This is a genomic window from Nocardioides sp. Soil796 (genome assembly GCF_001429525.1).
In the GTDB taxonomy this organism is placed as follows: domain Bacteria; phylum Actinomycetota; class Actinomycetes; order Propionibacteriales; family Nocardioidaceae; genus Nocardioides.
Genome location: NZ_LMSQ01000019.1, coordinates 576,509 through 595,565 on the forward strand (window position 1 = coordinate 576,509; position 19,057 = coordinate 595,565).

At 67.6% G+C, this 19,057-nt stretch carries 14 protein-coding genes; 3 read left to right on the forward strand and 11 right to left on the reverse strand.

The window, feature by feature from the left end; translation table 11 throughout:
- Positions 1-2 precede the first annotated feature (2 nt).
- From ASH02_RS19910 to ASH02_RS19920, 3 genes are read right to left on the reverse strand one after another with little or no spacing between them, the layout of a single operon-like run.
- Entirely contained in the window at positions 3-491 is a 489-nt protein-coding gene (locus ASH02_RS19910; RefSeq protein ID WP_057295356.1) for a DUF1648 domain-containing protein, read from the reverse strand.
- Positions 488-1,753: a hydroxyacid-oxoacid transhydrogenase gene (locus ASH02_RS19915; RefSeq protein WP_056891868.1), complete on the reverse strand. Its 1,266-nt coding sequence runs from the start codon at positions 1,751-1,753 to the stop codon at positions 488-490. Before ASH02_RS19915 ends, ASH02_RS19910 begins: the two co-directional genes overlap by 4 nt.
- Positions 1,754-1,762: 9 nt before the next feature.
- Positions 1,763-2,641, reverse strand: a complete 879-nt coding sequence (locus tag ASH02_RS19920) for an NUDIX domain-containing protein (protein ID WP_057295357.1) — start codon at positions 2,639-2,641, stop codon at positions 1,763-1,765.
- A gap of 67 nt (positions 2,642-2,708) precedes the next feature.
- On the opposite strand from ASH02_RS19920, the gene ASH02_RS26215 reads away from it, so the two are divergent.
- Both ASH02_RS26215 and ASH02_RS19930 read left to right on the forward strand, forming a co-directional pair.
- Positions 2,709-3,782 (forward strand): acyltransferase family protein, encoded by a 1,074-nt coding sequence (locus tag ASH02_RS26215; protein ID WP_057295358.1) that lies wholly within the window; start codon positions 2,709-2,711, stop codon positions 3,780-3,782.
- Positions 3,736-4,713, forward strand: coding sequence for an acyltransferase family protein (locus ASH02_RS19930; RefSeq protein ID WP_162262608.1), 978 nt, complete (start codon positions 3,736-3,738; stop codon positions 4,711-4,713). Before ASH02_RS26215 ends, ASH02_RS19930 begins: the two co-directional genes overlap by 47 nt.
- Positions 4,714-4,776: 63 nt before the next feature.
- Here ASH02_RS19930 and ASH02_RS19935 read toward each other — a convergent pair whose 3' ends face one another.
- The gene (locus ASH02_RS19935) at positions 4,777-5,568 is read right to left on the reverse strand and encodes a lysophospholipid acyltransferase family protein (protein ID WP_057295360.1); all 792 of its coding nucleotides are present in this window, start codon (positions 5,566-5,568) and stop codon (positions 4,777-4,779) included.
- Positions 5,569-5,627: 59 nt separating this feature from the next.
- Between ASH02_RS19935 and ASH02_RS19940 the strand changes: the two genes are divergently transcribed.
- Positions 5,628-6,146, forward strand: a complete 519-nt coding sequence (locus tag ASH02_RS19940; protein WP_156393650.1) for a hypothetical protein — start codon at positions 5,628-5,630, stop codon at positions 6,144-6,146.
- Between the two features lie 73 nt (positions 6,147-6,219).
- Here ASH02_RS19940 and ASH02_RS19945 read toward each other — a convergent pair.
- The 7 genes from ASH02_RS19945 to ASH02_RS19975 all read right to left on the reverse strand — a co-directional run.
- Positions 6,220-9,966 (reverse strand): DNA-directed RNA polymerase subunit beta' (locus ASH02_RS19945; protein ID WP_156409826.1); only part of this gene is annotated, 3,747 nt, incomplete at its 5' end.
- A gap of 98 nt (positions 9,967-10,064) precedes the next feature.
- The gene (gene rpoB / locus ASH02_RS19950) at positions 10,065-13,613 is read right to left on the reverse strand and encodes a DNA-directed RNA polymerase subunit beta (protein ID WP_056682402.1); all 3,549 of its coding nucleotides are present in this window, start codon (positions 13,611-13,613) and stop codon (positions 10,065-10,067) included.
- A 222-nt stretch (positions 13,614-13,835) separates the two neighbouring features.
- Entirely contained in the window at positions 13,836-14,738 is a 903-nt protein-coding gene (locus tag ASH02_RS19955; RefSeq protein WP_057295362.1) for a J domain-containing protein, read from the reverse strand.
- Positions 14,735-15,298, reverse strand: coding sequence for a hypothetical protein (locus ASH02_RS19960; protein ID WP_057295363.1), 564 nt, complete (start codon positions 15,296-15,298; stop codon positions 14,735-14,737). The genes ASH02_RS19955 and ASH02_RS19960 overlap by 4 nt, the downstream gene beginning before the upstream one ends.
- On the reverse strand, positions 15,295-16,578 hold the full coding sequence (locus ASH02_RS19965; RefSeq protein WP_056682408.1) for an MCE family protein: 1,284 nt from the start codon (positions 16,576-16,578) through the stop codon (positions 15,295-15,297). Before ASH02_RS19965 ends, ASH02_RS19960 begins: the two co-directional genes overlap by 4 nt.
- Positions 16,575-17,948, reverse strand: a complete 1,374-nt coding sequence (locus tag ASH02_RS19970) for an MCE family protein (RefSeq protein ID WP_056682411.1) — start codon at positions 17,946-17,948, stop codon at positions 16,575-16,577. The genes ASH02_RS19965 and ASH02_RS19970 overlap by 4 nt, the downstream gene beginning before the upstream one ends.
- Positions 17,945-19,057: an MCE family protein gene (locus tag ASH02_RS19975; RefSeq protein WP_057295364.1), complete on the reverse strand. Its 1,113-nt coding sequence runs from the start codon at positions 19,055-19,057 to the stop codon at positions 17,945-17,947. The genes ASH02_RS19970 and ASH02_RS19975 overlap by 4 nt, the downstream gene beginning before the upstream one ends.

Genomic DNA, 19,057 nt, shown 5'->3' on the forward strand with positions numbered 1-19,057 from the left:
CCTCAAGGCCGCGGCGGCCGGTAGCGCCTGGTGTACATCAGGATGATGTGGCCGCCGACGGCGACGAGGAACACGACAAGGGCAATGACCCCCACGGTGCCCAGGGACGGCTGCGGGTCGTCGGCGACCTTGACCGTGATCAGCAGCATCACGGTCATCAACGTCATCACACAGCCACCGATCCAGGCCAGGTCGTTGCGGAGCATCCGGCGCAACGTGTCGGTGTTCTGCGGCTGCAACCAGAAGGACTTGTGCGGCACGTTGATGTGCTTCAGGGAGGCGCGGGGGAAGTGGTGCAGGCACAGCCCGAGTAGACCGGTGAGGACCAGACCGATCACGGCCATCGACAGCACGGCGATCCCGCGGCCCTGGAAGGCGTCTGCGTTGCCGTTCACGTCGAAGTGCACGGGAACCTCGTCGGGATACCTCACGGCGGCGAGTGCCACCGAGGCGAAGTAGGCCAGCACGCTCAGTCTGAAGAACCAGATCACCAGTGCTCCATGGAGTTCCGGAAGACGCCGGCGAGGTCGTCCCCGGTGACCTCACGGGGAGCCGTGGCCAGGAGTCGCTGCTGCTTGAGGGCGCCCGCGACGAGATCGTCGACGTCGCCGTCGGCGTACCCGACCTCCGCGAGGCCGCTGGGCAGGCCGATGTCGCGCATCAGCGCGGTGAGCACGTCGGGCAGCAGGGCCGGCGAGTCCGCGGCGGACGACGCCGGGTCGAGCAGTCGCGCGGCGTGCAGGTGGCGCTCGGGTGCGGCGTCGAAGGTGAACCGGAACGCCTCGGGAGCAGTGAGCGAGACCGCCATGCCGTGCGGCACCATCGCCTCGTCCTGCGGGTAGCCCGCCGGGCGGTAGTCGCGCACCCGGCCGGCGATCGGATAGGCGTTGGCGTGCGGGATGTGCACCCCGGCGTTGCCGAAGCCCATGCCGGCGAACGTCGCAGCCAGGGCCATCTGCTCACGCGCGGGGGCGTCGGAGCCGTCGCGCACGGCGGCCCGGAACGCGCCGGCCAACAGGGACAGCGCCTTCTCCGACCACATGTCCGCGATCGGGTTCGCCCCGCAGTAGGGCACCCGCTCGCTGGCCTGCTTGGCCGGGAAGTCGGCGAACCAGCGCGCGGTGTAGCTCTCGAGCGCGTGGCAGAGGATGTCCATGCCCGCCGCGGCGGTCACCATCGCGGGCTGGGTCATGGTCAGGTCGGGGTCGACGACGGCCAGGGTGGGCCGCAGCCGCGGGTGGCTGATGCCGGTCTTCACCTTCAGCGACAGCACGTCGAGCACGCAGATCGTGGTGCTCTCGCTGCCGGTGCCGGTGGTGGTGGGTACGGCGACCAGCGGCTTCAGGGCATGTTCAGGGGCGAGGGCGCGACCGACCGGCGCGTTGATGTAGTCCATCAGCTCGCCCTCGTTGGTGCCCAGGAGGTTGACCGCCTTGGCGGTGTCGATGGCCGACCCGCCGCCGACCGCGACGTACGCGTCGAACGGACCCTCGGACCGGCCGAACTCGACGGCACCGGCCAGGCTCTCGTCGGTCGGCTCGACGTGGGCGTCCTCGAAGACGACCACCTCGATGCCCGTGGCCGCGATCTGTTCGGCGATGCGGGCCGGGTGACCGGTGGCGGCCACGCCGGGATCGGTGACCAGCAGGACCCGGCGCGCGTCGTACGTCGCGAGGTCGTGGCCGATCTCCGCGGACGCCCCGCGGCCGAACTTGAGCCCTGGTGCGCCGTAGGTGAAGACCGTCTCCGTCATGCAGCCAACCTAACGGTCGAGCGACAAGGCGTGGCGCACGACGTCGAGCACCGGGACGGCACCGGACTCGACGTCGGCGACCGGCACCCAGGCCACCCGGTCGGTGGTGCCGTCGACCTCGACCACCCGGGGTTCTGCGTCGGCGGCGACGGTCGCGTCGAAGATGAGGTGGATGCCGTGGAAGTCCTCGTGGCGGCCGCTCGGAGCGGTCCCGCCGAACTGGACGTCGTGCACGTCGAGGACCGTGCCGGGCGTGCAGTCGACGCCGCACTCCTCCCGCACCTCGCGGACCAGGGCGTCGGCCGGGCGCTCTCCGTGGTCGATGCCGCCTCCGGGGAGGGTCCAGTGGCCGGTGTGGAAGGCCCTCTCCGAGAGGCGGGTCAGCAACACGGTGTCGGCGCGCCGGATCACGGCGTACGCCGCGACCCGCTGCAGCTGGAACGGCCGGTGCTCGGCGAGCGCCTCGTGCACGAGGGAGGTCACCGAGACAACCCCGCGGCGTACGTCGGCCAGCGGCACCCAGGCCGCCTCGACGGTCGACCCGTTGACCTCGACGACGTGCGGCTCGGGTGCGTCGGTGGGCACCCAGCCCTCGAAGACGATGCGCAGCGCGTGGTAGTCGGCCGGGCGTTCGCCGTGGGTGGCCTTCGGGTTGTGCAGCGAGTAGACCCGGGCCTCCTCCGAGACGACTGCGTCGAGCCCGGCCTCCTCGTGGATCTCGCGGACGACCGCCTCGCGGGGGTCCTCACCGTGATCGAGCCCACCACCGGGGAGCGTCCACAGCGGCGCCTTCGAGATGCGCGGGGCGAGGCGGGAGAGGAGGATGCGGTCGTCCCTGAGGATCACGGCGTACGCCGCGACACGCTGACGTTTCGGAAGTCGACCCATGTGGCCCGACTGTAGTCGTGTGACACCTCGACTTGCGCGAGCGGCTCGTTTCGCTACGGTGAATCGAATGGCCCGCGACCCCTGGCTCGACAACGTCAAGTTCACCCTGGTCACCCTCGTGGTGATCGGGCACTCGCTGGGCCTCCTCGGAGCCACGGCTCTCGACCTGCAGGTCTACGACTTCATCTACTACTGGCACATCCCCGCGTTCGTGCTGCTGAGCGGCCATCTCTCGAAGGGCTTCGAATGGGACCGACGGCACTTCTCGTCGTTGTTCACCACGATCGCGCTGCCCTACCTGATGTTCGAACCGGCACTGCTCTACTTCCGCCGCGAGATCGACCAGCCCGAGGACGGGCCGATGTGGCTCGAGCCGCACTGGGCGATGTGGTACCTCTGCGTGCTCTTCTTCTGGCGTCTCGCCACGCCGTTGCTCAAGAGGCACTGGGTCGCCTGCCCCCTCGCGGTCGGTGTGTCGCTGCTGGGCGGGCTGTCCGACGAGCTGATCTTCTGCCTGCCCCGCATCCTGGGCCTGCTGCCGTTCTTCGTGCTCGGCCTGCACCTCAGGCGTGAGCACCTCAAGCTGCTCACCGCGTGGTGGGTCAAGCCCTTCGCCCTCGCCGCCCTGGTCTGGATCTTCCGGTTCAGCGCGCACACCGACGAGTGGGCGAGGTCGGCGTTCCTCTACTACGACCAGGGCTACGAGGCGCTCGGCTTCAGCGACGGCGACGCGATGGTGATCCGCGCCAAGGTGATGGCGATCGGTCTCCTCGGCCTGGCCAGCGTCCTGGCCCTGATCCCCCGCCGGGCCTCCGTGATCAGCACGATGGGCTCCTCAACCCTGGTGGTCTACCTCTTCCACGGCTTCGTCGTCCGGTACGCCGACTACCGCGGCTGGGTCGAGCCCTACCTCGACAACCAGTGGCTGTCACTGACGTCGGTGATCGGCTCGGCCATCGCGCTCTCGCTGTTCCTCGCCGCGCCACCAGTGGCCCGTGTGCTCACGTGGATCGTCGATCCGGTGGGTTCAGTGCGTCGTCTACGGTATGTCGGTGGCTCGCGATCCCTGGCTCGACAACGTGAAGATGACACTGGTGACAGTCGTCGTGATCGGCCACGCGTTGGTGCTGGTTCTCCATGAGGAGCGCACCCCACAGCTCTACGACTTCATCTACTTCTGGCACATCCCGGCGTTCGTCCTGGTCACCGGCTACCTCTCCAGGAGCTTCGCCTGGACCCGGCCCAAGCTGTGGGCGCTCTTCTGCACGATCGTGGTGCCCTATCTGATCTTCGAGTGGGCGATGCTCACCTTCCGGCACCACTACGGCGACCACGACACCACCGAGACCACGATGTGGCTCGATCCGCACTGGCCGATGTGGTACCTCTCGGCCACGTTCCTGTGGCGGATGGCCACCCCGATCCTGGTCAAGCACTGGTCGGCCATCCCGTTGAGCGTGGTGGCCAGCCTGGCGATCGGCACCCAGGACGCCGAGTGGACGACGTACCTCGACCTGCAGCGCACGATCGGGTTCCTCCCGTTCTTCGTGCTCGGCCTGCACCTCCGCTCGAAGGACCTGCAGCGCGTGCGGGGGCGGTTCACGCCGATCCTGGGCCTGGCCGTGGTCGTGGGCCTCTACCAGCTGGCCGGGCACTCGTCCGAGTGGCTGGTCTCGCACGGCACCTGGCCCTCGCGCTGGCTGTGGTACTCCCACCCCTACGACAGCTTCGGGATCAGCACCGGCGACGCGATGTGGATCCGCTTCCGCATCCTCGTGCTGGGCGTGATCGGCACCTTCGCGGTGATGTCGCTGGTGCCGCGCGGGCGCAGCTGGTTCACTGACATGGGCGCAGCCACCCTCGTGGTCTACCTCTTCCACGGCTTCTTCGTACGCCGGCTCGAGTACGCCGACTACACCGAGTGGGCAGACGACCACGGCTCCTGGACGATCTGGTTCACCATCGGCGTCGCCGTGCTGATCGCCCTGGTGCTGGCCGCCCCGCCGGTGGCCCGCCGGCTCACCTGGTTCGTCGATCCCATCGGCTCGATCCAGCGCGCCCGTTCCCGCTGACCCGTCGCCAGTTCCGATCGACCTGTCGCCAGTTTCGAGAACAAACGACGGGTCGATCAGAACTCACGACAGGTCGATCGGGCCCCAGGTGGGGCGCACGGCGCTGCGCGGCACCTCGTCGAGCCGGGCCGCCTCGGCCCGGTCGGGGGCATGACCGCCCAGGTGCGCGGGGTACCAGGGCGCGTACTCCCCCGGCCGCGGCCGGTGGTGCGGCAGCCGTTGCAGCTCCTCGAGCAACGACGTGAGCGTGGCACCCAGCCCGCGGGTCCACTCGGTGAGGTCCTCCCCCGGCGCCACGGTCAGGGGCTCGCCGAACGAGACGTCGACCCGCCGTCCCCGCGTCCAGTCGGGAGGCGGCTCGCGGCCGTCGACGGGGCGGCCCACCGAGTAGATCCGCTGCGACCCCCACAGCGCCACCGGGACCACCGCGGCACCGGTCTCCCGGGCGAGTGACGCGACGCCGCGCATGAGGGGTCGCACCGTGTAGGAGTAGGAGATGCCGGCCTCGGGAAACGCGCACACCGCCTCACCGGCGCGCAGCAGTGTCCGCGCCCGCAGGTACGCACCGGCCGGCGCCGTGCGGTCCACCGGGACGTGCTGCATCTTCTCCATGAACCACCCCGCCCACGGCACGTTCCACACGTCGTGACGGCACATGAACCGGACGTAGGGCCGTCGCTCCACGGCCCCCTTCTGCACGAACACGAAGTCCGGGTAGGACACGTGCGTGCAGGCCAGCAGCACCGGACCCGACGTCGGCAGGTGAGCGGCACCCCGTGACTCCACGTGTGCGTCGAGTGCCCGGAGCGCGCCACGCCCCAGCAGGTTGACCGCTGCGTGGATGCGGTCGCTCATGGCGCGAAGCCTGCCACACGTGAGGTTTCCCGGTGGTCGACCTGCGCCATGATGTCGTCATGACCGCACCCATCGCCTCGTTGCGCATATTCGCCGGCGCCCTCGTCATGTCCCCGCTGTGGATCGGGATTGCGCTGTGGTTCGTCCTCACCGACGAGCCGTTCAGCGTCCACGCGACCTGGCCCCTGGTCGTTGTCGTGGCGGCCGGCGTCGCCTCCGCCGGCGCGATCCTCACCCTCGGCTACCGGGCACCCGCGATCAGCGCCAGCACACCATCCGCCGAGGCCGCTGCGACCGGTCTCGACGCGTTCCGCACCGGAACCACGATGCGTTTCGCGCTCGCCGAGGCACCTATCCTGGTCGCCCTGGTGCTGGCGTTCGTGGTGGTCGAGGGCGGGTTCCTGATCTACCTCGTCGGCGCCGCCATCGGGCTGGCCCTGATGGCCACCCACGTCTGGCCCGGCGACGGCGTCATCGCCCGCACCCAGCGCTCGCTCGAGCGCGACGGCGGCCGGGTCCCGCTCCGCGAGGCGTTGTACGGCGATCCGGCGCAGGGCACCACGACGTACCAGCCCTGAGCACAGGACAGGGAGAAATGCCACGAGGGCCCCAGCCGGATCGGCTGGGGCCCTCGATGCTGACTACGTCGGATCAGTTCTGGTAGGAACCGAAGTCGAAGTCGTCCAGTGCGACGGCCTGGCCGCCGGTGCCACCGAACTCGTAGTCGTAGTTGTCGTAACCGGAGACCGAGTACGCCGCGGCGCGGGCCTCCTCGGTGGGCTCCACCCGGATGTTGCGGTACCGCTCGAGGCCGGTACCCGCCGGGATCAGCTTTCCGATGATCACGTTCTCCTTGAGACCACGCAGCGAGTCGCTGCGGCCGTTGATCGCGGCGTCGGTGAGCACTCGGGTGGTCTCCTGGAAGGAGGCCGCCGAGAGCCACGACTCCGTGGCCAGCGAGGCCTTGGTGATGCCCATCAGCTCGGGACGACCCGAAGCCGGCTTGCCACCCTCGGAGAGAACGCGGCGGTTCTCCTCCTCGAAGCGGACCCGGTCGACCAGGTCGGACGGCAGCAGGTTGGTCTCACCGGACTCGAGCACCGTGACCCGGCGCAGCATCTGCCGCACGATGATCTCGATGTGCTTGTCGTGGATCGACACACCCTGGCTGCGGTACACGTTCTGCACCTCGTCGACCAGGTGCTGCTGGGCACGGCGGACACCGAGGATGCGCAGGACCTCCTTGGGGTCCTCCGTTCCCTGGGTGAACTTGTCGCCGACCTCGACGTGGTCGCCGTCGCTGACCAGCAGGCGCGAACGGCGGCTGACGGGGTACTCGATGACCTCGGAACCGTCGTCGGGCGTGACCACGATCTTGCGGGCCTTGTCACCGTCTTCGATGACCACACGACCGGCGACCTCGGAGATCGGGGCCAGACCCTTGGGGGTCCGGGCCTCGAAGAGCTCCACGACGCGGGGCAGACCCTGCGTGATGTCGTCGGCCGACGCCACACCACCGGTGTGGAAGGTACGCATGGTCAGCTGCGTGCCGGGCTCACCGATGGACTGGGCGGCGATGATGCCGACCGCCTCACCGATGTCGACCAGCTTGCCGGTGGCCAGCGAGCGGCCGTAGCACTTGGCGCAGGTGCCGGTGCGGGCGTCACAGGTCAGCACGGAGCGGACCTTGACCTCCACGATGCCGGCCGCGACCAGCTCCGCGATCTTGACGTCGCCGAGGTCTTCACCGGCGGCGGCGAGAACCTCGCCGGACTCCGGGTGGGTGACCTCGCCGGCCGAGGTGCGGGCGTACGCCGCGGTCTCCGCGTTCTCGTGCTTGATGACCGTGCCGTCGGACAGCTTCTCGCCGATCACCTTGGGCAGGCCGCGCTCGGTGCCGCAGTCGTCCTCACGGATGATGACGTCCTGCGAGACGTCCACCAGACGACGGGTCAGGTAGCCCGAGTCGGCGGTGCGGAGCGCGGTGTCGGCCAGACCCTTGCGGGCACCGTGGGTGGAGATGAAGTACTCCAGGACCGAGAGGCCCTCACGGAAGTTGGCCTTGATCGGCCGCGGGATGATGTCACCCTTCGGGTTGGCCACCAGGCCACGCATGGCGGCGACCTGACGGATCTGCATCATGTTTCCCGAGGCACCCGAGTCGACCATCATGTAGATCGGGTTGGACCGGTCGAAGTTCTTCTCCATCGCCTTGGCGACTTCGTTCGAGGCCTGGGTCCAGATCTCGATGAGCTCCTGGCGACGCTCGTCGTCGGTGACCAGACCACGCTCGAACTGCGTCTGCACCTTGGCGGCCTGCGTCTCGTAGCCCTCCAGGATGGAGGCCTTGTCGGCAGGCGTGGTGACGTCGTCGATGGAGACGGTCACACCGGAGCGGGTCGCCCAGTGGAAACCGGTGTCCTTGAGGGCGTCGAGCGACGCGGCCACCTCGACCTTGGTGTAGCGCTCGGCCAGGTCGTTGACGATCACGCCGAGCTGCTTCTTGCCCACCTCGTAGTTCACGAAGGCGTAGTCGGCCGGCAGCGCGTCGTTGAAGATCGAGCGACCCAGCGTGGTCTCGACGGACACGCCGTCGAGCCGCAGCGTGATCTTGCTCTGCAGCGTGATCTCGAGGCGGTCGAAGGCCATGATCGCCTCGGCCTGCGAGGAGAAGGCACGACCCTCGCCCGGCTGGCCGTCACGGTCGGTCGTCAGGAAGAACAGGCCGATGATCATGTCCTGGGTGGGCATGGTCACCGGACGGCCGTCCGACGGCTTGAGGATGTTGTTGGTCGAGAGCATCAGGATCCGCGCCTCGGCCTGGGCCTCGGCGGACAGCGGCAGGTGCACCGCCATCTGGTCACCGTCGAAGTCGGCGTTGAAGGCCGAGCAGACGAGCGGGTGGATCTGGATGGCCTTGCCCTCGATCAGCTGGGGCTCGAAGGCCTGGATGCCGAGGCGGTGCAGTGTGGGTGCACGGTTGAGCAGCACCGGGTGCTCGGTGATGACCTCTTCGAGGACGTCCCACACGACCGGGCGCGAACGCTCGACCATGCGCTTGGCGGACTTGATGTTCTGCGCGTGCGACAGGTCGACGAGGCGCTTCATCACGAACGGCTTGAAGAGCTCCAGCGCCATCTGCTTGGGCAGACCGCACTGGTGCAGCTTCAGCTGCGGACCCGACACGATGACCGAACGGCCCGAGTAGTCCACGCGCTTGCCGAGGAGGTTCTGACGGAAGCGACCCTGCTTGCCCTTGAGCATGTCGGAGAGCGACTTGAGCGGGCGGTTGCCCGGACCGGTCACCGGACGACCACGACGGCCGTTGTCGAACAGCGAGTCGACGGCCTCCTGGAGCATCCGCTTCTCGTTGTTGACGATGATCTCCGGGGCACCGAGGTCGAGCAGGCGCTTGAGCCGGTTGTTCCGGTTGATCACCCGGCGGTAGAGGTCGTTCAGGTCGGAGGTGGCGAAACGGCCACCGTCGAGCTGGACCATCGGGCGCAGGTCCGGCGGGATGACCGGAACGGCGTCGAGGACCATGCCGATCGGCTGGTTGCCGGTCTTGCGGAACGCGTCGACGACCTTGAGGCGCTTGAGGGCGCGGACCTTGCGCTGGCCCTTGCCGGTGGCAATGGTCTCGCGAAGGTTCTCGACCTCCTGGGCGATGTCGAAGTCCTGGAGGCGCTTCTGGATCGCCGTGGCGCCCATGTGGCCCTCGAAGTACTTGCCGAACCAGGTCTTCATCTCGCGGTAGAGCAGCTCGTCGCCCATGAGGTCCTGGACCTTCAGGGTCTTGAACGTGTTCCAGACCTCGTCGAGGCGGTCGATCTCGCGCTGCGCACGGTCGCGCAGCTGCTTCATCTCACGCTCGGCACCGTCGCGGACCTTGCGGCGCGCGTCGGCCTTGGCACCCTCGGCCTCGAGGGTGGCGAGGTCTTCCTCGAGCTTCTTGGAGCGGTCGTTGATCGAGGTGTCGCGACGACCCTCGAGGCGCTTGCGCTCCAGGTCGACCTTGCCCTCGAGCGAGGACAGGTCGTTGTGACGCGCGTCCTCGTCGACGGCGGTGATCATGTAGGCCGCGAAGTAGATGACCTTCTCGAGGTCCTTCGGGGCCAGGTCGAGCAGGTAGCCCAGGCGCGACGGAACGCCCTTGAAGTACCAGATGTGGGTGACCGGAGCGGCGAGCTCGATGTGGCCCATGCGCTCACGACGCACCTTGGAACGGGTGACCTCGACGCCACACCGCTCGCAGATGATGCCCTTGAAGCGGACCCGCTTGTACTTGCCGCAGTAGCACTCCCAGTCCCGGGTCGGGCCGAAGATCTTCTCGCAGAAGAGTCCGTCGCGCTCGGGCTTGAGGGTGCGGTAGTTGATGGTTTCCGGCTTCTTGACCTCNCACTTTGGCTGCTTTCCTCGTTCTTCCGAAGTTCTTGAATGAAGGATGGGGACCGAGTGGGGGCCGTACGCCGACCAGCGGCGTACGGCCTCGTCACTCAGACTTCTTCGACGGAGCTGGGCTCGCGACGGGACAGGTCGATGCCGAGCTCTTCGGCGGCACGGAAGACGTCTTCCTCCGCGTCGCGCAACTCGATCGACGAGCCGTCCTGGGACAGCACCTCGACGTTGAGGCAGAGCGACTGCATCTCCTTGACGAGAACCTTGAACGACTCGGGAATGCCGGAGTCGGGGATGTTCTCGCCCTTCACGATGGCCTCGTAGACCTTGACGCGACCGGGCACGTCGTCGGACTTGATCGTCAGCAGCTCCTGCAGGGCGTAGGCGGCGCCGTACGCCTCCATTGCCCAGACCTCCATCTCACCGAAGCGCTGGCCACCGAACTGGGCCTTACCGCCCAGCGGCTGCTGCGTGATCATCGAGTAGGGGCCGGTGCTGCGCGCGTGGATCTTGTCGTCCACGAGGTGGTGCAGCTTGAGGATGTACATGTAGCCGACCGAGACCGGGTCCGGGAACGGCTCGCCGGAGCGACCGTCGAACAGGTCCGCCTTGCCGTTCTCGCCGATCATCCGCACACCGTCACGGGTGGGCAGGGTGGAGCCGAGCAGGCCGGTGATCTCGTCCTCGCGCGCACCGTCGAAGACCGGGGTCGCGACCTTGGTGTTCGGCTCGCCCTTCTCGGCGTGGATGTTGATCAGGCGCTGCTTCCAGTCGGAGTCAGCCGGGTCCTCGTGCAGGTTGAGGTCCCAACCCTGCTTGGCAAGCCAACCGAGGTGCAGCTCGAGGATCTGGCCGATGTTCATCCGTCGCGGGACACCCAGCGGGTTGAGCACGACGTCGACCGGGGTGCCGTCCTCCATGAACGGCATGTCCTCGATCGGCAGGATCTTCGCGATGACGCCCTTGTTGCCGTGACGGCCGGCGAGCTTGTCACCCACGGAGATCTTGCGCTTCTGGGCGACGTACACCCGAACCAGCTGGTTGACGCCGGGCGGGAGCTCGTCGCCGTCCTCGCGGTCGAAGACGCGCACGCCGATGACGGTTCCGGACTCACCGTGCGGGACCTTCATCGAGGTGTCGCGCACCTCGCGCGCCTTCTCACCGAAGATGGCGCGCAGCAGGCGCTCCTCCGGCGTCAGCTCGGTCTCGCCCTTGGGCGTGACCTTGCCGACGAGGATGTCACCGTTGGTGACCTCGGCGCCGATGCGGATGATGCCGCGCTCGTCGAGGTCGGCCAGCATCTCGTCGGAGACGTTCGGGATGTCCCGGGTGATCTCCTCCGGACCCAGCTTGGTGTCGCGGGCGTCGACCTCGTGCTCCTCGATGTGGATCGAGGTGAGGACGTCTTCCTGGACCAGGCGCTGGCTCAGGATGATGGCGTCCTCGTAGTTGTGCCCCTGCCACGGCATGAACGCCACGAGGAGGTTCGTGCCGAGCGCCATCTCGGCGTCGTCGGTGCACGGACCGTCGGCGATCGGCGAACCGGCGCGGCCGGTCAGCGGGTCGCGACCCTCGACCCGGTCACCCTCGGCAACCAGCGGGCGCTGGTTGATGCAGGTGCCCTGGTTGGAGCGGCGGAACTTCGCGAGGCGGTACGACGAGTAGGTGCCGTCGTCGTTCATGACCTCGATCAGGTCGGCCGAGACGTCCTTGACCACACCACCCTTGTCGGCGGTGACGACGTCGCCGGCGTCGACGGCGGCACGGAGCTCCATGCCGGTTCCGACGATCGGCGAGTCGCTCCTGATCAGCGGCACGGCCTGGCGCTGCATGTTGGCGCCCATGAGCGCGCGGTTGGCGTCGTCGTGCTCGAGGAACGGGATCAGGGCCGTCGCGACCGACACCATCTGGCGCGGCGAGACGTCCATGTAGTCCACCTCGGCGGCGAGGATCTCGGAGACCTCACCGTGGCGCTGGCGGACCAGCACGCGCTCCTCGACGAACTTGTTCTTGCCGTCGAGCGGGGCGTTGGCCTGCGCGATGACGTACTTGTCCTCGTCGTCGGCGGTCAGGTAGTCGACCTTGTCGGTGACGACACCGTTCTCGACCTTGCGGTACGGCGTCTCGACGAACCCGAACGGGTTGATCCGGCCGTAGGAGGCCAGCGACCCGATCAGGCCGATGTTCGGGCCTTCCGGGGTCTCGATCGGGCACATGCGGCCGTAGTGCGAGGTGTGGACGTCGCGGACCTCCATGCCGGCACGGTCACGGGAGAGACCACCCGGGCCGAGCGCGGACAGACGGCGCTTGTGGGTCAGACCGGCGATCGGGTTGGTCTGGTCCATGAACTGCGAGAGCTGCGAGGTGCCGAAGAACTCCTTCAGCGCAGCCACCACGGGACGGATGTTGATCAGGGACTGCGGCGTGATGGCCTCGACGTCCTGGGTCGTCATCCGCTCGCGGACCACACGCTCCATGCGGGCCAGGCCCGTGCGGAGCTGGTTCTGGATCAGCTCGCCGACCGTGCGCATGCGACGGTTGCCGAAGTGGTCGATGTCGTCGGCGCGGACTTCCATGTCCTTGCCGTCGGCGTCGAGGAGGACCTCGCCGTCGCGGTTGGTCAGCTTGTCGTCGCCGTTGTGCAGGCGGACGATGTAGCGGATCGTGGCGACGATGTCGGAGATCGTCAGCGTCTGCTGGTCGAACGCCTCGGTCTGCGCCAGCTTCTTGTTGATCTTGTAGCGACCGACCTTGGCCAGGTCGTAGCGCTTGGGGTTGAAGTAGTAGTTGCGCAGCAGCGTCAGCGCAGCCTCACGCGTGGGCGGTTCGCCCGGGCGCAGCTTGCGGTAGATGTCGAGCAGCGCGTCGTCGGGACCCTGCGTGTTGTCCTTCTCCTCGGTCAGCACGATGGATTCGTACTGGCGGAGCTCGGCCATCACGGCGTCGTAGTCGTACTCCTCGCCGGTGTCCTCGGCGACGGCCACCAGGGCCTTGAGCAGGACGGTGACGTTCTGCTTGCGCTTGCGGTCGAGGCGTACGCCGACGAGGTCGCGCTTGTCGACCTCGAACTCGAGCCAGGCACCACGCGACGGGATCACCTTCGAGGTGAAGATGTCCTTGTCGGACGTCTTGTCGGCGGCGCGCTCGAAGTAGACGCCGGGCGAACGGACCAGCTGCGAGACGACCACGCGCTCGGTGCCGTTGATGACGAAGGTGCCCTTGTCGGTCATCAGCGGGAACTCGCCCATGAAGACCGTCTGGCCCTTGATCTCACCGGTGTCGTTGTTGGTGAACTCGGCGGAGACGTAGAGGGGTGCGGAGTAGGTGAAGTCCTTCTCCTTGCACTCGTCGACGGTGTACTTCGGGTCGACGAACTCGGGGTTCTCGAACGACAGCGACATCGTCTCGGAGAAGTCCTCGATCGGCGAGATCTCCTCGAAGATCTCGGTCAGACCGGACTTCTTGGAGACGTCCTCGCCGGCGGCGATGCGGGCCTGGACGACCTGCTGCCACTTCTCGTTGCCGACCAGCCAGTCGAAGCTGTCGGTCTGGAGAGCCAGCAGTTGCGGGACCTCGAGGGGTTCGCTGATCTTTGCGAAGGAAATGCGACGGTGGTTGTTGCTTGCTGCGTTGCTGCGCGCGGCCAAGAGTGTGTCCTTCTACAGGTTCGCTCTGGTGGAGTGGCGCCGACCCACCACAAACCAGGCCACCGGGCAGGCAGGAAGCATTTGAGGGCAGGCGCAAAGAAGAAGCCTAGCCGAAATGGGCGCGCGACACAACACCGTGGTCTGTAGAACTTCGGACCCGCAGACACCTGCTCCGCAAGATCATGAACCGGCAACCGGCTCAGGTCAAGCACCACGCGTGTTTCAGGGGGTCGGCGTGGTGCTTCCGGGCGTCTTCGAGTCCGATTCGTCGGTGACCTTCTGCGGCTCCCAGAGGTCGAGGTCGGCGACCAGCCACTCGCCGTTCTTCTCCACCATCTGCACGGTCAGCGGCAGCGGCGGCAGCTCGGTCGAGACGTTGCGGTTGGTCGTCCTGCTCGACAGAACGACCACGATCTCGACCCGCTCACCGTTGCCGGAGGCCCGGACCACACCCGAGCCGAGCGACTCCGAGACCGCTGTGGCCTTGGTCTTCTCGAGGTTCGGCAGGATCGCGTCGTTCCAGAGCGTGTCGTACTCGTCGCGGAAGTCGCCGGTCAAAAGCCGCATCGCCGCGTCGTGGTCACGGTCGGGGTAGCGGTAGTCGTAGGTGAGCACCTTCGGCACGGCCGCCTCGGCCGCGGTGCGGGCGGCGGCCACGTTGCTCTCGACGTCGGGGTCGTCGTTGCCTCGCTGCAGCACGGCGGCTCCCGCGGCGGCAGCCAGGGTGGCGACCAGCAGCACCACCAGCAGCCAGTTGGGCACGTTCACGTCGAGGCGCGAGCGGGCGGGGCCGGTGGGTCCTGTCTCCGTCCCGGCAGCGGTCTCGTCCGCGCCTGCCGCTGCGACCTCGTCGTCGGCTTCGGCCTCGTCCTCCTCGGCGGCGGGCTCGTCGTCGGCTGCGACCTCGTCGGGCTCGCTCGGCTCTTCAGGTTCCTCGGGTGCCAGCGTCTCGTCGTACGCCGCGCGCTGCTCGTCGTCGAGCAGCACCCCGGCGGCCTCGTTGTAGACCTTGAAGCGGCGGTCGGTCGGCTCGAGGGAGCCGATCGACTCCTTCCAGGCGGCGCGGATCTCGTCGGTGGTGGCGTCACGCCCGACGCCGAGTACGTCGTACCAGCTGGCGCTCACTGCGTCGCCCCCTGACCCGAGTCCTGGCCGGGAGCCTGCTCGGACCCGAACTCGTCGAAGTCGTCGACCAGCCAGGTGCCGTCGACGTTCTTCAGGCTGATCGACCACGCATAGGGCACCGCGTCGGGCTGCTTGCCTCCGCCGAGGCGGATGGTGAGCTCGCCGCCGACGATGACCTTGGCCGTGTCGTCGCTGAGCGACTCGACGGCCGTGCGATCGACAGTGGCCTTGCTGGCGGACTGGCCCTGGGCCACCGCCGGCTCGACGGCCGTGGTCGCCTTGTCGAAGTCGGTCTTGAAGCGCGTGGTGATCAACGGCGTGACCCGGTCGCGGTAGGCGGTCAGCTTCTTGTTCGCGTCGAGGTCACCGGCATCGAAGTTGAACGCCGCGAGCATGTACTCGCGGGCCTTCAGCATCACCTTGTCCCGGTCGTCCTGGGCGGACGGCTGGTCACTCTCGCGGTCGCGGAGTCCCACCGCCAGCCAGACCAGGGAAGCCACCAGCGCCAGCGCGAGCAGGCCGGCAACGACCAACCGCAGACGGGGGGACCTCGGCTTCACTCCGCGTTCTGGAGCGCGCTGAGCATCAACCACGTCCACGACTCCTTTCCCTTGCCACGAGGGGCAAGGCTACCGTCGGCGGTCAACGTGGCCGGCTTGTCCAGCCATTCGACGTTGCCGGTCTCCGAGTCGTAGGTCCCCACGACGGGTGCGTCGTAGCTCGCCGGCGCCCGGTGCAGGTTCTGGGCGCCACGGGCGTTGGACTTGTCGGCCGACTCGCGGCACCCGAGGGAGGTGTTGAGCGGGCGGTTCTTCTCACGGTCGAACGGGCTGTGCTTGTCGGCACCCTCGTAGCCGTTGTGGCAGATCTGGTGCGGGGTGAGGATCAGGCCGAAGTGGGCGTCGTAGCGGCCGGTCTCGGGGTCCTTGTCGACGACCGTGAAGCCGCTCTCGACGATGTAGGGGTAGATCGACAGGACGTGTTCGACCCCGTCGAGGTTCGCGACCACCACTTCACCGGTGGTGCGCAGGTTGTTGAGCAGCGAAGCGATGTCGACCTGGTTCTCCTCGATGAAGGTGCGCAGCTCGTTGGCGGTGCCCGAGCCGGTGTCGATGACGGTGCGCAGGTCCTTGTCGGAGCCGGCCAGCGTGGTGCTGAACAGCTGCAGGTTCTTCGAGAAGTTGCGGATCGCCGACGCCTTCGACAACTGGCCCGTCAACACCGTGTTGGCATCCTTGATGAGCGCCGTGGTGAGGTCGAAGTTCTCGTTGGCGGTCTCGATGAAGGAGTTCGAGGTGTCGATGATCTGGCCGAGGTCCTCGCCGGTGCCGTCGAAGGCCGTGCCCAGCTCACTGACCACGGTGCGGAGATCGTCCTGGTCGACGCTGTTCACGGTGGCCGAGAGGTCGCCGAGCAGCTGGGCGGTCGGGATCGGCAGCCGGGTGTCGTTGCGGTCGATCTCGGAGTCATCCTTGAGGTAGGGACCCTCGTCGACCTTGGGCTGGAGCTCGACGTACTGCTCGCCGACGGCCGAGCGGTTGCCCACCAGCGCCAGCGTGTCGGAGGGGATCTTGTCCCACTTGTTCTCGATGTCGAGGTGCACGTCGACCCCGTCGTCGGTGAGCACCATCTTCTCGACCCGGCCGATCGTGACACCCCGGTAGGAGACCTCGGCGCCGGCGAAGATGCCACCGGAGTCGTCGAAGTGCGCGACCACGGTGTAGCTGCGGTCGAAGAGGACCCGGTCGAGCCGTGCGTAGCGGGCCCCCACGAAGGAGACGCCCAGCAGCGTGATGATCACGAAGATCACGAGCTGCACCTTGGTCCGGCGAGTGATCATTCGGACACCCCCGGGAGCAGGACGCGCACGAGCGTCGGGTTGTAGACCTGCATGAGCTGGTCGAGGTTGGCGGTGCCGCGCAGTGACGGCGTGCCCGGCGCGGCGCGACCCAGGCCGAGGTTGTCGAGGCCGAGGCCGTCACCGACGGTGCCCAGGCCGAGGTCGGGAAGCCCGTTGAGGAGCTTGCAGACCGGGAGGTTCTGGTTGGCGGGCTTCTTGCACAGCCGCTGCAGCTTGAGCAGGTTCTCCGGCGTGCGCAGCACCTTCACGCAGGCCTTGCTGCTCAGGCTGCCGCTGGTCAGGCAGCTGAGCAGGTCGTTGACCACCACGGTCGGGTCGATCTCGGAGGGCACGAGCGTCGGAACGGGCAGCGCCATGGACCCGTCGAGTCGGATGTCGAGCTTGAGGGACAGGTTGACGTAGTCACCCATGTGCAGGTTCTTCGCCACCTGCGGGTCACGGCCCACGGACTCGTCGACGAACGGATAGGTCAACAGCACGCTGAACGAGTTGGCCAGGTCGTCACCGGTCTTGGCGAGCTCGGTGAGCACCGGGTTCAGCTGCGTGAGGGCGTCGATCGTGGAGGCCTTGGACGCCTTGATCACCCGGGTTCCGACGTTGCCGAGCCTGGCGAGTGACTTGAGCATCTTGACCAGGTCTGAGCGCTGCTTGTCGATCGACACGAGGGCAGCCGGCAGCTCGTCGAGCGCCGTGGTGATCGACGCCTTCTGGTTGTTGGCCGTGATCGAGAGGCGGTTCAGGGACTCGATGGCCTTGACCACGTCGGCCTTGTTGTCGTCGAGCTGCTTCATGAACGTGCTCAACGAGGTCAACACCGACCGGGCACTGTCCTCGCGGCCGGACAGCGCCTTGTTCAGCTCGGTGGAGATGGTCTTCAGCTGCGCCACGCCGCCGCCGTTGAGCACGAGGCTCAACGCGCCGAGGACCTCTTCGACCTCGGGGTTCCGGTTGGTGCTGGACTCGGAGATCTTGTCGCCGTCGCCGAGCTCCTCGGCCGCCGGGTCTGCGGGGGCCGCGAGCGAGACGAACTTCTCGCCCAGGAGGCTGGTCTGCCGGATCTCGGCCTCGGCGTTGGCCGGCAGGTTGACGTCCTTGCGCAACAGCATGGTGACCACTGCACGGTTGTCGTCCAGGGAGATGTCGGTGACCTTGCCGACGGTCACGTCGGCGACCTTCACAGTCGACTGGGGCACCAGGTCGAGGGCGTCGGGGAACGTGACGGTGACCTCGATCGGGTCGTCCCCGACGTCGGCGCCACCGGGCAGCGGCAGCTTCTGCACCGAGAAGCCGCAACTGGTCAGGGCGGCCATCGCCAGCACGCACAGGAGCGCGATCATGCGTCGCATCATCGGGCCACCTCCAGGAGTGCGGCGAAGGTCGGGTCGTCGACCGCTGCGGCGCCGTACGTGCCGGCACGCTTGGGGAGCAGTGCGTCGATCAGCTTGCAGAGCGTTCCGCTGGAGTCGCTCTGGCCGACGATCGAGCACAGGAAGAGGCCCGGGTTGTTCTGCACCTCGTGGGCGGCGTTCTCCAGGTTGGCCGACGTGTCGAGGGTTCCCGCGCCGGGGTTGTAGGTCAGTCCGAGGTTGTTCAGCGCCACCGGTGCCGTCTTGAGGATCTCGTCGAGCTCCCCCCGGCGCTTGACCAGCGTCGTCGACACCTTGTTGAGGCCCTTGATGTTGCGGCTGAGCAGGGTCTTGTTGTCCTTGACGAAGGTCTGCACCTTGCCCAGGGCGGTCGCCAGGTTGGCCAGCGAGGTGGACAGCTCGTCACGCTCGCCCGCCAGCAGGTCGGAGACCGAGGACATCGACGCGTTGAAGCGGCGTACGACCTTGTCGTTCTTGGCCAGCGTGTTGACGAACTTCTCGAGCTCCTCGGCGCTGCCGAACAGCTCGTCCTTGTTGTTGTCGAGCGTGCCGGTGAGCTTGCCGAGGTCCTTGATCGTCTTGTTGACCTGGGCTCCCTGGCCCTTGAAGTTGGCCGCCGTGGTGCTCAGCAGCTCGGTCAGCGCGCCGTCACTGTTCGCGCCGTCGGGACCCAACGCCACGGTCAGGTCGTCGATGCTCTTGTAGATCTCGTCGAGCTCGAGCGGGGTCGAGGTCGACTCCACGTCGAGGACCGCGCCGTCCTTCAGCTTCGGGCCCTCCTTGTAGACCGGCGTCAGCTGCACGAAGCGGTCGCCGACCACGCTGGGCGAGACGATCACCGCCTTCGCGTCGGCGGGGATGTCGACCTCGGGGTCGTAGGAGATCTCCACCTTGACCGTCGTGCCGTTGGGAGTCACCGAGTCGACCTGACCGACCGGGATGCCCAGCACGCGTACGTCGGAGCCCTCGTAGACCGACACGGTGCGGGGGAACTCGGCGGTCAGGTGCTTGCGGTCGTCTTCGTTGAACATCACGAATGCAGCCGCCGCGAGCAGGACGAAGATGATTCCGGGAACGATGAAGCGCTTCAT